The sequence below is a fragment of the Nonomuraea sp. NPDC050394 genome, from assembly GCF_044459065.1.
In the GTDB taxonomy this organism is placed as follows: domain Bacteria; phylum Actinomycetota; class Actinomycetes; order Streptosporangiales; family Streptosporangiaceae; genus Nonomuraea.
Genome location: NZ_JBITIO010000004.1, coordinates 569162 through 580494, shown reverse-complemented (window position 1 = coordinate 580494; position 11333 = coordinate 569162). Strand labels below are relative to the sequence as shown.

The following is an 11333-nucleotide window of genomic DNA, read 5'->3' as shown; positions in this document are numbered from 1 at the left end:
AGCACCCGTGACCGCCACTTACGACCACACCGGCCGCCATGTACTGATCACCGGCGGCACCAAGGGCATCGGCGCCGGCATCGCCCGCGCCTTCGCCGCCGCCGGCGCCACGGTGACCGTCTGCGCCCGCACACCCCCTCCCGTCCCCTCGTCCAGCCCGCCGCCCGTCCCCTCGCCCGGCTCGTCGTCCGACCCCCCGCTCGGCCCCCCGTCCAGCCCGCCGTCCGGCTCGCCGCCCAGTCCGGCGCCCGGCGGTCCGGTGCGGTTCGTGCGGGCGGACGTGCGCGACCCCGAGGACGTCGAGCGGCTGCTGGGCGGCTTCTCCCGGCTGGACGTGCTGGTCAACAACGCGGGCGGCTCGCCCCACGCGCCGCTGGCCGGCTCCTCGCCCAGGCTCCACGCCCGGGTGATCGAGCTCAACCTGGTCGCCCCGTTGCTGCTGAGCCAGCGGGCCCACCCGCTGCTGAAGGACGCCGGCGGCTCGGTGATCATGATCGGTAGCTCCAGCGGGGTCCGCCCGTCCCCGGGCACCTCGGCCTACGGAGCGGCCAAGGCCGGACTGCACCACCTGGCCGCGTGCCTGGCAGCCGAGTGGGCGCCCGAGGTCCGGGTCAACACCGTGGTCGTCGGCCTGGCCGCCACGGAGAACGCGGCCGGCCACTACGGCGGTGCGTTCGAGCAGGTCGGCGCCACCATCCCGGCCGGGAGGATGGCCCGGCCCGAGGACGTGGCGGCGGCCTGCCTGTGGCTGGCCGCGCCGGGATACGTGACCGGCGCGCAGATTCAGGTACACGGAGGCGGCGAGACCCCTGCCTGGAGCTGGCTAACTTCTGCTGAAATAGCGCGATAAAAGGATCATTGGAGGTCGTGTGGGCATTTGTGAGGGTCGCGTCGTGGTGGTGACCGGCGCCGGTCGCGGCATCGGCCGGGAACACGCGCTGGAGTTCGCCCGCCAGGGCGCCCGCGTCGTCGTCAACGACCTGGGCGCGGAACGCGACGGCGCGGGCCGTTCGGCGGGCCCCGCGCACGAGGTCGTCGCCCAGATCCGCGACGAGGGCGGCCAGGCCGTGCCCAACGCCGACGACATCGCGACCTGGGACGGCGCCGCCCGCCTCATCAAGTCGGCCGTCAGCGCCTACGGCCGCCTCGACGTGCTGGTGAACAACGCCGGCATCCTGCGCGACCGCATGCTGGTGTCCATGACCGAGCAGGAATGGGACGACGTCCTGCGCGTCCACCTGAAAGGCCATTTCCTGCCCTTACGCCACGCCGCCGCCCACTGGCGCGAACGCCACAAGTCCGGCGACCCGGTCGACGCCCGCGTCATCAACACCTCCTCCGGCGCGGGTCTCATGGGCAGCGTCGGCCAGTCCAACTACGCCGCCGCCAAGGCCGGCATAGCCGCCCTGACCCAGGTGGCCGCCGCCGAACTCGCCCGCTACGGCGTCACCGTCAACGCCATCGCCCCCGCCGCCCGCACCCGCATGACCGAGGAGGTCTTCGCCACGACCATGGCGCGACCGGAGACCGGCTTCGACCCCATGGATCCGGCCAACGTCGCCCCCTTGGTCGTCTGGCTGGGCTCGGTGGAGTCGGCCGCCGTGACCGGCAGGGTCTTCGAGGTCGAGGGCGGCACGGTCTCGCTGGCCACCGGCTGGCATCACGGCCCCGCCGTCACCACCGCCGCCCGCTGGAACCCCGCCGACCTCGGCCCCGCCGTCGCCACCCTCCTGTCCCAGGCCCCGCCCACGGAGCCGGTGTATGGCACCGCCCCGCCCACCTGAGCCAGGACAACACCGACGGCGCCCGTGCGGAAAAGAAGGAGAACACCGTCGGCGCCCGCGCGGAGAAGGTGGCCGGGCGCGCCATCACGCAGCCCGGTGGGTCGAGGCGGATGCGGTGCCGAAGCGCTGCTCACGTGAGCAGGTAGCCGCCGTCCGCCAGGGCCTCGCCGAGCGCGGCGGCGGTCTCGGCCGGGGTGAGAGCGGAGGAGTCGAACGCGTGCGACTCCAGCTCACCCAGGTCGGTGAACTGCGCGTACATGCTGAGCACGGGCTCCGGGTCGGTCAGCGCGCCCCCGCCCCGGCCCGTCGCCCGCGTGAGCGTCGTCTCCCGGGAGGGCCGCAGCACCACGTAGTGCAGCGGCGTGCCCCGGGCCCGCCGCGTGAACGCCTCCACGAACCAGGGCCCCACCACGCCGTCCACGACCACGTAGTAGCCGCCCGCCGCATAGCCGAACGCGCAGTCGGCCAGCACGTTCATCACCGTCGCGTTCTGCCGGCGCGCCCCGGGCAGGTACGGCGCGATGCCGCCCTTCCTGATGTAGGCCCAGAAGTCATCGGTGTGCAGATGCACGCTGAGCTCCCGATCGTCGGCCAGCAGCCGCCCCACCGTGCTCTTCCCCGCCCCCGGCGGCCCGCTGACCACGACCACGATCCCGTCCATCACTCCAACCTATCGACCCCGCTGGAGGGCCTTCCTCCCCTTTTCCGGCGCCGTCAGCGCACGCGGCCGCGTTCCGTGGGGTGCAGGAGAAAATGCCGCGGCGGCCCGGTGAGGTGGCCGTCGAGGGCGGGCACGGCCGGCGCGTCCTCGCCTCTGGTGAACCGGACGAAGACGTTCTCCCCCTCCCTGACCGGCAGCGCGGCATAGGTGTTCACGGCGTGCTCGGTCTCGAAGCAGGCCGCCGCCCCCTCCGCGAGCCCGGCGAAGCGCGCGGCGGACCCCTCCGCGACGGGAAAGACCGTCAGCCGGTACGGCGCTGCCTCGCCGGAACCGCCACTCACCCCGGCGAACGGCGGAACCAGCACGGGCCGCAGCAGCAGCACGTCGTCGGTGTCGAGCATCGTGGCCCGCGCGGCCTCCGCGTGGGTCTTCCACGCGGCTCCGGTGTAGAAGTCCGTGAGGGACCGGAACCGGCTCTCCATGTCGGGGAAGGCCCGGATCCAGGTGAAGGTGTCGGGCGCCCGCTGGTCGCGGAACAGCGCCACCACCTCGATCCCGGTCTCCTCCTGCGTCTCGATGAACTCGCGCTCGAACAGCTCGATGAGCGTGTCGCGGGCTCCGGGCCGCAGCGTGTAGCGGCGCAGCTCGTAGATCATGCGCGCACGCTAGGACCGCCCCGCTGACATCCTCTGTCAGCGGGAGCTCCAGAATAATCTTCTGATTACTAACAGCTACCCAAACAGCACTCTCAGTTATACGATCACATTGGCTTTGACCCCTCCGGGTCAAGGTGGGTCAAAGGGGCGGTCGCATGCCTGGGCCCTGCGTGCGGCCTGTCACAAGACGATGAAGGAGCAGAAGTGATCAAGAAGTTGTGTGCCACCGGTGCCGTCGTGGCCGCGGTGGCGGGCGTCACTTTGCTGGCGGCCCCTGCGCACGCGGACAGCTGGAACGGCAACGGGAGCAGCAACAGCGAATCCTCGCAGTCCGGCAACAACTTCAACGAGATCGCTGCCGTCAACGCGGGCGGCGGCCGCTCGACCAACGTCAACAACCTCGGCGGCAACGCCGTGACCACGACAAACGGCAGCATCACGGTCATCTACGTCTTCTACTAGACGATCACCTTCGAACCTTCCCCATCCGTCCGGCCACAGGCGAGCCGGCGGAGCCACAGTCCCAGTAATCCTCCTCGGAAGGACACAGGCATGTTCAAGAAGCTCTGCATGACGGGTCTCGTCGTCGCCGCTGCCGCGGGCACCACGCTTCTCGCAGCCCCCGCTCACGCGGACTCCTCGAACAACAACTCGAGCTGGAACTCCGAATCCCAGCAGTCGGGTAACAACGTGAACAACGTCGTCGCCAGCAACGTCGGCGGCCACGGCGCCACGAACGTCAACAACATCGTGGGCAACGCCGTGACCAGCGCGAACGGCAGCCACACCGGCGTCGCCATCGACGACTAGCCCGGACGTGAGCGTGCGAGCCGGGTCCGTATAAGGCCCGGCTCGCGCCGTATTAGCATTTCTGGATGATTACGTGCGCTTATGTGACTTTTGCGGACCCCGAGAACCACGACGACGAGCGTGACCCGGCCCTCGCCGCCTGGCGGGAGCACGGGATCGAGGGCCGCGCGGTCCGGTGGGACGACCCCGACGTCGACTGGAGTGCCTTCGACGCGGCGATCGTGCGCTCGGTGTGGGACTACACCGACCGCAGGGCCGACTTCCTGGCCTGGGCGCGCCGGGCCGAAGCGGTGACCCGGCTGCTCAACCCGGCCGACGTCCTGGAGTGCAACACCGACAAGACCTATCTCCGCGATCTCGGTGTGCCCATCGTGCCCACCCACTGGTCCTCGCGTGACCTGCCCGACTGGGAGGAGTTCGTCGTCAAGCCCGCCGTCTCCGCGGGCGCCCGCGACACCATCAGAACCACCGAAGCCGCCGCCGCCCAGGCCCACGCCGCAGCTCTGGAGGCCGCGGGCCGTACGCCGATGGTCCAGCCCTACCTCGACATGGTCGAGAGCGAGGGCGAGACCTCGCTGCTGTACTTCAACCGCCGCCTCAGCCACGCCGTCCGGCGCACGCCCATGCTCGCCCCGGGCATGACGAACGCCGACAACGCCCGTGCGCAGCTGCGCGACCCTGCCCCGGACCAGGTCGAACTGGCCGAGAAGGTGCTTGCCGCCATCCCCCAGGCCCTTCTGTACGCCCGCGTCGACCTGGTCCGGCTCCCGGACGGCCGACCGGCGATCATCGAGCTGGAGCTCACCGAGCCCTACCTCTACCTGAGCCACACGCCGCAGGCGGCCAAGAGCCTCGCCGTCGCCCTGGGCGAACTGCTCTGACGCCGCGCACCGGTGCCGGGCCTCACGCGTACCCCGGCACCGAGGGCCAGCGGACGGTCAGCACCTCTCCGCGTACCCAGGCGGGCCGCTTGTCCCCGGCCGCGTGGACGCCCCACTTGATCTCCACGTCCTCGCTGTGCCGGAGCCCGGCCTCCTTGAAGTGCCCGAGCAGCCAGCCCTTGTCCAGTGCCGCGTCCCGGCCGGCGTTCCCCACGTAGACGTTCACGCGCGCCGAGACTACCCCGCGAAGGAGTCAGCAGGAGATGCCGCCGTCCACCGGGATGACCGTCCCGGTCAGGTACGCGCCCGCGCGGGAGGCCAGGAAGATGGCGGCCCCCGCCATGTCGTCGGGACGCCCGATGCGGCCCATCGGCACCTGGGAGGCGATCAGCGTGCGGGTGGCCGGGTCGTCCAGGGCGAAGGCCATCATCTTGGACTCGAACGGCCCCGGCGCGATCGCGTTCACGGTGATGTGGGCGGGCGCGAGCTGGCGGGCCAGGTGCCGGGTGAGCATGTGCACGCCCGCCTTGGCGGCCGAGTACGCGTAGTTCTCCAGGCCGGGCACGCGGATGCCGTCGATGGACCCGATCGTGATCACCCGGGCGGGCGCGTCGGCGCTGGCGGCGGCGCGCAACTGGGGCAGGAAGCGCTGCGTCACGTAGAAGACGCCCTTGACGTTGATGTTCCAGAGCTTGTCGAAGGCCTCGGGCGGGAACTCCTCCAGCGGCGCGCCCCACGTGGCGCCGGCGTTGTTGACCAGCACGTCGAGCGGGCCGTCCACGGCGGAGACCAGCCCGGCCACCCCCTCGGGCGTGGACAGGTCGGCCGGCACGCCGGCGCAGCCCAGCTCGGCGGCGGTCTTGGCCACCTCGTGTGCCTTGCGGGCGGAGATGTACACCTCCGCCCCGGCCGCCACGAATCCGGCCGCGATCATCCGGCCGATGCCGCGGGAGCCGCCCGTGACGACGACCTTCTTGCCTTCCACCGAGAACAGAGTCATGTTCCGGAAGCATGCCATACCGACCGGTCGGTCACCAGATCACGAGTTGTCCTTCACCCACAACGCCAGCAGCCCGCGGAAGTGCGCGATGAACCGGTCGTGCTCGTGCGCCGGATAGGTGGCGGTCACCGCGTTCATCAGCAGCCGGTCGAACGACGGTCCCGCCACCCAGTCGAGCACCGCCTCGTCCAGGTGGGCCAGGCGCTCGGCGCAGAACTCGTGGTAGCGCTCCGTCTCGAAGTAGGCGTCGGCCAGCTCGCGGTAGGCCGCCAGCCGTTCGGCGTAGGTGCCCTCGACGGCGAAGTACTCGCGGGTGTCGAGGTCGATGCGCGGCTTGCGGCCGGTCTCCGCGCAGAACACCGTCCACTTCACCAGCGCCTTCATCGCCCAGGGAAAGTAGTAGTGCAGGCTGGTCAGCGCCACGTCGGGGCAGGCGTTCGCGTAGTCGATCGGGTGCACGCCGGTGCCCTTGATCAGGGTCTCGCAGGAGTTGAACTCCCATCGGAAGAACGCGTTCACCAGCCGCCCGATGGTCACCACCTCCTCGCCGACCTCGGGTGAGAGGAAGGAGTGGTCCACCGAGTACCGCGAGTGCATCGGCTGTTCCGGGTGGAAGCGCATGACCATGGTCTCGGCGCCGATGGACAGCGAGCGGGCGAAGGCGTCGTACCCTTCGACGGCCTTCTGCAGGTGCATGAGCATCTCGCCGCTCTCGTCATAGGCGCGGTGCAGTTCGTCGGCGTCGCGCACGAGCGAGACCCCGCGCCAGGCCCCGCCGTCGTAGGGCTTCATGAACAGCGGGTAGCCGATCCGCTCGGCGATCGCGTCGAGGTCGAAGGCCTTGTTGTAGCGCGCCGAGGTGTAGGCGTACCGCGCGTTGTCGAGCGGGTTCTTGTACGGCACCAGCACCGTGTCAGGCACCTTCAGCCCGAGGCGCATCATCGCGCAGTAGGCGGTGTGCTTCTCCATCGACTGGAACGTGAACGGGCTGTTGAGCAGGTAGACGTCGTCCATCATCGCGATCTTCTTGAGCCACTCGCGCGGGTGGTAGTACCAGTAGGCGAGCCGGTCGATGACGACGTCGTAGCGCGGCTCGTCGCGCAGGTCGAACGGCTCGATGGTGACCCGCTCCACCTCGTAGGCGGGCATGGCCCTGCGCATGATCTCCTCGAAGGCGGCCGGCCAGTCCTCCTCGGTCCCCAGCAGCAGTCCGACCAGGTGTTTCACACGAACCTCCCCAGATGGTGGGCGAGCTGCGCCCGCCAGGACGGCCAGTCGTGCGGCACGTCGCGGCCCCAGAGGTCGAGCTCGTGCCGGATGCCGGCGCCGGTCAGTGCGGCGGCCAGCCGCTTCGTGCTCTCCAGCGAGCCGGTGGTGTCCTCCCACTGGCCCTGCCCGCACACCAGCAGCACGCTGAGCCGCCCGCGCAGCCAGTCGAGGTGGTCGCCGTGCAGGTGCGGAACGTAGTCGAGCGGGTTGTTGAAGTACGCGGCCGCGCCGCGCTCGCCCCAGCCGTGCCACGCGGAGGGGTCGTAGTTGCCCGACAGCCCGATCGCCAGCGGGAACAGATCCGCCCGTTTCAGCGCGAAGTTCGCGGCGTGGTAGGCACCGAGGCTGCAGCCGAACGTGATGATGTCGTCGGCGCCCGCGCAGTCCTGGTCGATGGCGTTGACGACCTTCTCCACGATCCACTGCTCGTAGCCCGCGTGCCGCCGGGCGCGTTCCTCCAGCGGGATCGACCGGTTCGACCAGGACTCGCGGTCGTTGCTCGGCACGCAGTACACCTTGACCCGCCCGGCCTCGACCAGGTCGGAGATCGCGCCGAGCATGCCGTTGTCCTCGAAGTCCGAGGGCCGTCCCTGCTCGGAGGGGAAGACCAGCATCGGCCGCCCCCAGTGACCGTAGGCCAGGACGCCGTCGATCAGCTCGCGCCTCATGAGCACACGTCCTGCAGCAGCCGCGTCAGGTGGGGATGGAAGGCGTCGCGCCAGGCGGTGTAGTTGTGCACGTCGGGCACTTCCCGGAGGGTCACCGCGTACCCCTGGGTACGCAGGGAGGCGGCCATCGCGCGGTTGTTGTGGATGTTCTCCTCGATGCCGCCGCAGGTCATCGCCGTGGGTACGGCCCGCACCGCCGTACCCTTGTGGACCTCTTCGACGAAGCGGGTGACCCGCTCGTAGTAGGGGAAGCGGCGCTCGTGGGCGTCGAAGCGCGGCTGGAAGAAGCTGCCCGACTGCAGGAACAGCGCGTCGAAGAGGTCGGGATGCCGCCACTGGGCGTGCAGCATGGCCAGCGCGCCGAGGCTGGTTCCCATCCCGATGCGCACGGTCGCGCTCCGGTACGGCTGCGCCGCCAGGAAGTCGGCGTAGTCCGGGTTGGCCGAGTAGTCGGCGTTGCGGTCGCCGGGATGCAGCAGGATCGCGCGCAGCGGCGGCAGCCAGCCACCGGCGACCCCGGCGGCCAGGTAGCGGGTGAGACCGGCCAGGTCGTCGTATTCGGGCCCGTCGTGGACCACGAGCAGGGGTAAGTCGCCGCCGACGCCCTCCGGCGCCCACACGCTGGTGCCGCCGGAGGAGGCGGGGAAGGCGAGCCAGCCGGGCGGGGAGTACTCGGGGAACTCCAGCACGCTCTTCGGCCCGAAGACGCCGCGCACGCGTAAGGGGTTGCTCGGGTCGAGGATGGTCTCCACGCCGCCGGCGCGGTGGCGCAGCTCCAGGAGGTACTCCATCCGGTGCACGGGCGGGCGGGGAATGGCCAGGGTCCAGCCGGCGGCGCCGTACATGAAGTCGACCGAGGGCAGCCCGAGTTCCTGCCACAGGCGGACACCGGCCAGCCGGTGGGCAGGATCGGGAAGGGAGAAGCGGATCATAGTCCGGGGATGCGGCCGTTCCTGAAGAGGTCGACAAACGTTTGATGGTCCTTGCGGGCTTGTGCCCCGTATTGGTGTGCAAAATTCACCAACATCGCAACAAATCCTGAAGAATCGTTGTCGACTACGGCCACAATCGACTCTTCCGTCGAAAAGTCCACCAGGTCGTGGCTGCTCTCGTCATCGGCCACCGAATGCATACGCGCCACCGCCCGGCCCAGGTCGCGCATGATCGAGCGCAGTTCCTCCGGCTCGTTCACGTCGTCCCAGTCGAGGTCGGCGGAGTAGGGAGAGACCTCCGCGACGAGCTGGCCGACGCCGTCGAGGCTGGTGTAGCCGAGCCAGGGGTCGGCGTAGGCCTGCAGCGCGCGCTGCGACTCGGCGGTGCGGTGGCCCTGGTGCAGGAAGTAGGAGGCGACCCGCTCGTCGGTGATGTGCCTGGCCACCGCGGGCACCTGGGCCTGCTTCATGTACAGGATGACGTCGTTCTCCAGCGCCTGCGAGCGGCCTTCGAGCAGCAGGTTGTAGGAGGGCAGCCCGGCCGAGCCGATGCCCACGCCCTTGCGCAGCGCGACGTCCTTGATGTGGTGCTCGACCGGGTTCGCGCCGCCGGGCAGCGTGTGCAGGTAGTCCTGGAAGGCCGCCACCACCCGCTCCCTGTCCTGCGGCGAGACCGCCGTGCGGCCCTCCATGAGGGCGAAGCGCCGGTCGTAGTCGTCGATCACCGTCTCCACGTCGAGCATGGCCACGCGGGTGCTCAGACGGGCCGTCTGGAGCACGCGATGCAGCACGCCGCTGGTGGTGTCGAGCGTCAGGGAGCCGATCGCGTCGTCCCCGCCGTGCGCGATGCCGCCCAGCTCGGCCAGGTACGCGGTGCCGAACTCGGTCACCAGCGTGGAGATCGCCTCGTCCGACAGCGCCTTGCCGTACCCGATGAGCGCCACGCTGGCGGCGAAGCGCTTCAGGTCCCAGGTGTACGGGCCGACGTAGGCCTCGTCGAAGTCGTTGACGTTGAAGACGAGCGAGCCGGAGGCGTTCATGTAGGTGCCGAAGTTCTCGGCGTGCAGGTCACCGTGGATCCAGACCCGGCCGGTGAGCTCGTCGAGGTAGGCGTCGTCGGCGTACTCGGCGGTCATGTCCGCATAGAACACGCTGGCGCTGCCCCGGTAGAACGCGAACGGCGAAGCCGCCATTTTCCTGAATTTTCGGGAAAAGGCGTGCGGGTCGCGCTTGATGGAATCGCCGAATTCGGTGATCAGGACGTCGAGGATGTGGGCCGCGCGGCCCGTGGTGCCCATACATGGGAAGGTAAGTCCGCGCGGCCCGGTCGCCTAGACCGATCTTTCCTGGAGTCTCCTATGAATCGGCAGCCTCCACACTCCCACCACCGCCAGGATGAGCGTCAGCCCGCCCAGCACCCAGCACTGCAGCGCCGCCACCTGCCAGATCTCCTCGACGCCGCCGTGGTAGTGGTAGAGGTCGGGCAGCCTGTCGAGCAGTGACACGATCGTGTAGAAGGCCAGCGCCAGCAGCGTGGGCCCGCCCGTCCCCAAGGTCAGCGCGGCCGCGGCCGCGGCCACGATGATGCCGGGCGGGCCGGTCCAGGTCGCGAGGATCTCCAGCGTCGTCGTGTCGCCGACGGTCACGCGGCCCGTCGCATAGTGGTTGACCGCATACAGGGCCGCGGCCGCGGCCGCGGGCGGCAGCAGGGCCACCCACCAGGACCGGCGCGGCGGTGGCACGTCGCGGTGATAGCCGAACAGCAGGGCCAGGACCGGCACCGCCGACAGCACGACGAAGCCCACGCCGAACGTCTCCATCGCGCGCCAGCCGCTCACGACGGGCACCAGGAACGACCAGCCGAAGGCCAGCACGGCCGCCGTCTTGGCGGTGCGTACGGCCCCCCGCGCCAGGGCGACGAAGGCGACCAGCCACAGGTTGCCGAGCAGGACCTCGCCGATGTTGAACAGCCGGTCGGCCGACCCGGCCGCGCCGAAGAACTGCTCGTTCTCGCTCATCGCCGGCAGAAGCGGCAGCGCGGGAGCCGACAACATCGCCTGCAGGCCCAGCCCGAACAGCGCGACCATGCGCACGGTCTCCCCCCAGGCGAAGTAGACCGGCGGCCCGGACGCCCCCGCCAGGCGGACCCTGAGCGCCAGCCCCACGACGCTGAGGACTTCGTCCCACCGCGGCTTGGGGTTGGCCTCGTCGGGGACGTCGCCCGCGTACTCCAGGTAGGCCGCGACCATCTCCTCCTCGCGCTCGGCGCGGTAGGAGGCCGGCAGCATCCGCAGGACGTTGCGGTAGTGGAACTCCAGCAGGCTCACGCCGTCCCCCCGAGTGCGGTGTTCCTGGCCCGCAGCCTGGAGGTGGCCAGGGCGGCGGTCCGGGTGACCCGGTCGGCCTCCTGCCGGAGGGCCTCGGCTCCCTTGTCGGTCAGACGGTAGTAGCGGCGCAGCCGTCCCCGCAGGACCTCCTCACGGTCCAGCTCGACCAGTTCCTCGGCGGCCAGCCGGTCGAGCACGCCGTAGAGCGTGCCGATCTTCAGCTGGATCCGGCCGCCGGACAGGCCCGAGACCTCCTGCACGATGCCGTAGCCGTGCCGGGGCTCGTCCACCAGCGCGGTCAGCGCCAGGAACATGGGCTCCGTGATATTCATGCACCCACTATAT

At 70.3% G+C, this 11333-nt stretch carries 15 protein-coding genes; 5 read left to right on the top strand and 10 right to left on the bottom strand.

From position 1 onward, the window contains the following. Nucleotides 1–7: 7 nt before the first annotated feature. Nucleotides 8–850, top strand: coding sequence for an SDR family oxidoreductase (locus ACIBKY_RS20210; RefSeq protein WP_397098168.1), 843 nt, complete (start codon nt 8–10; stop codon nt 848–850). Nucleotides 851–869: 19 nt separating this feature from the next. Continuing rightward, nucleotides 870–1784, top strand: a complete 915-nt coding sequence (locus ACIBKY_RS20205) for an SDR family oxidoreductase (protein ID WP_397098166.1) — start codon at nt 870–872, stop codon at nt 1782–1784. A gap of 130 nt (nt 1785–1914) precedes the next feature. Here the strand turns inward: ACIBKY_RS20205 and ACIBKY_RS20200 are convergent, their stop codons facing one another. After that, complete coding sequence (locus ACIBKY_RS20200) at nt 1915–2445, bottom strand: AAA family ATPase (RefSeq protein WP_397098164.1); 531 nt, start codon at nt 2443–2445, stop codon at nt 1915–1917. 53 nt (nt 2446–2498) lie between these two features. Continuing rightward, a complete protein-coding gene (locus tag ACIBKY_RS20195; RefSeq protein ID WP_397098162.1) occupies nt 2499–3101 on the bottom strand; it encodes an NIPSNAP family protein in 603 nt (200 codons plus the stop codon). Nucleotides 3102–3305: 204 nt separating this feature from the next. On the opposite strand from ACIBKY_RS20195, the gene ACIBKY_RS20190 reads away from it, so the two are divergent. The 3 genes from ACIBKY_RS20190 to ACIBKY_RS20180 all read left to right on the top strand — a co-directional run bounded on the left by ACIBKY_RS20190 (nt 3306) and on the right by ACIBKY_RS20180 (nt 4792). Further along, a complete protein-coding gene (locus tag ACIBKY_RS20190) occupies nt 3306–3563 on the top strand; it encodes a hypothetical protein (RefSeq protein ID WP_184967067.1) in 258 nt (85 codons plus the stop codon). A 90-nt stretch (nt 3564–3653) separates the two neighbouring features. Beyond that, nucleotides 3654–3911 carry a hypothetical protein gene (locus tag ACIBKY_RS20185; RefSeq protein WP_397098161.1) on the top strand — a complete coding sequence of 86 codons (258 nt, stop codon included), beginning with the start codon at nt 3654–3656 and terminating at the stop codon, nt 3909–3911. Nucleotides 3912–3994: 83 nt separating this feature from the next. Next, nucleotides 3995–4792 (top strand): RimK family alpha-L-glutamate ligase, encoded by a 798-nt coding sequence (locus ACIBKY_RS20180; RefSeq protein WP_397098160.1) that lies wholly within the window; start codon nt 3995–3997, stop codon nt 4790–4792. Nucleotides 4793–4814: 22 nt separating this feature from the next. On the opposite strand, the gene ACIBKY_RS20175 is transcribed toward ACIBKY_RS20180, so the two are convergent. The 8 genes from ACIBKY_RS20175 to ACIBKY_RS20140 are packed head-to-tail and all read right to left on the bottom strand — an operon-like array spanning nt 4815 to nt 11320. Then, nucleotides 4815–5018: a hypothetical protein gene (locus ACIBKY_RS20175; RefSeq protein ID WP_397098159.1), complete on the bottom strand. Its 204-nt coding sequence runs from the start codon at nt 5016–5018 to the stop codon at nt 4815–4817. A 27-nt stretch (nt 5019–5045) separates the two neighbouring features. Next, nucleotides 5046–5792: an SDR family oxidoreductase gene (locus ACIBKY_RS20170; protein ID WP_397098158.1), complete on the bottom strand. Its 747-nt coding sequence runs from the start codon at nt 5790–5792 to the stop codon at nt 5046–5048. Nucleotides 5793–5831: 39 nt separating this feature from the next. Next, nucleotides 5832–7019 (bottom strand): hypothetical protein, encoded by a 1188-nt coding sequence (locus tag ACIBKY_RS20165; RefSeq protein WP_397098157.1) that lies wholly within the window; start codon nt 7017–7019, stop codon nt 5832–5834. After that, nucleotides 7016–7729: an esterase family protein gene (locus ACIBKY_RS20160; RefSeq protein ID WP_397098156.1), complete on the bottom strand. Its 714-nt coding sequence runs from the start codon at nt 7727–7729 to the stop codon at nt 7016–7018. Before ACIBKY_RS20160 ends, ACIBKY_RS20165 begins: the two co-directional genes overlap by 4 nt. Next, nucleotides 7726–8661: an alpha/beta hydrolase gene (locus tag ACIBKY_RS20155; protein WP_397098155.1), complete on the bottom strand. Its 936-nt coding sequence runs from the start codon at nt 8659–8661 to the stop codon at nt 7726–7728. Before ACIBKY_RS20155 ends, ACIBKY_RS20160 begins: the two co-directional genes overlap by 4 nt. After that, nucleotides 8658–9959 (bottom strand): DUF2252 domain-containing protein, encoded by a 1302-nt coding sequence (locus ACIBKY_RS20150; RefSeq protein ID WP_397098154.1) that lies wholly within the window; start codon nt 9957–9959, stop codon nt 8658–8660. The genes ACIBKY_RS20155 and ACIBKY_RS20150 overlap by 4 nt, the downstream gene beginning before the upstream one ends. A gap of 33 nt (nt 9960–9992) precedes the next feature. Next, entirely contained in the window at nt 9993–10988 is a 996-nt protein-coding gene (locus ACIBKY_RS20145; RefSeq protein ID WP_397098153.1) for a hypothetical protein, read from the bottom strand. Continuing rightward, a complete protein-coding gene (locus tag ACIBKY_RS20140; RefSeq protein WP_397098152.1) occupies nt 10985–11320 on the bottom strand; it encodes a PadR family transcriptional regulator in 336 nt (111 codons plus the stop codon). Before ACIBKY_RS20140 ends, ACIBKY_RS20145 begins: the two co-directional genes overlap by 4 nt. Nucleotides 11321–11333 lie beyond the last annotated feature (13 nt).

What these genes read in the sequence shown, in the direction of transcription:
- ACIBKY_RS20200 (WP_397098164.1), bottom strand. Translation starts at nt 2,445, where the DNA reads ATGGACGGGATCGTGGTCGTGGTCAGCGGGCCGCCGGGGGCGGGGAAG.
- ACIBKY_RS20195 (WP_397098162.1), bottom strand. Translation starts at nt 3,101, where the DNA reads ATGATCTACGAGCTGCGCCGCTACACGCTGCGGCCCGGAGCCCGCGAC.
- ACIBKY_RS20185 (WP_397098161.1), top strand. Translation starts at nt 3,654, where the DNA reads ATGTTCAAGAAGCTCTGCATGACGGGTCTCGTCGTCGCCGCTGCCGCG.
- ACIBKY_RS20170 (WP_397098158.1), bottom strand. Translation starts at nt 5,792, where the DNA reads ATGACTCTGTTCTCGGTGGAAGGCAAGAAGGTCGTCGTCACGGGCGGC.
- ACIBKY_RS20160 (WP_397098156.1), bottom strand. Translation starts at nt 7,729, where the DNA reads ATGAGGCGCGAGCTGATCGACGGCGTCCTGGCCTACGGTCACTGGGGG.
- ACIBKY_RS20155 (WP_397098155.1), bottom strand. Translation starts at nt 8,661, where the DNA reads ATGATCCGCTTCTCCCTTCCCGATCCTGCCCACCGGCTGGCCGGTGTC.
- ACIBKY_RS20150 (WP_397098154.1), bottom strand. Translation starts at nt 9,959, where the DNA reads ATGGGCACCACGGGCCGCGCGGCCCACATCCTCGACGTCCTGATCACC.
- ACIBKY_RS20140 (WP_397098152.1), bottom strand. Translation starts at nt 11,320, where the DNA reads ATGAATATCACGGAGCCCATGTTCCTGGCGCTGACCGCGCTGGTGGAC.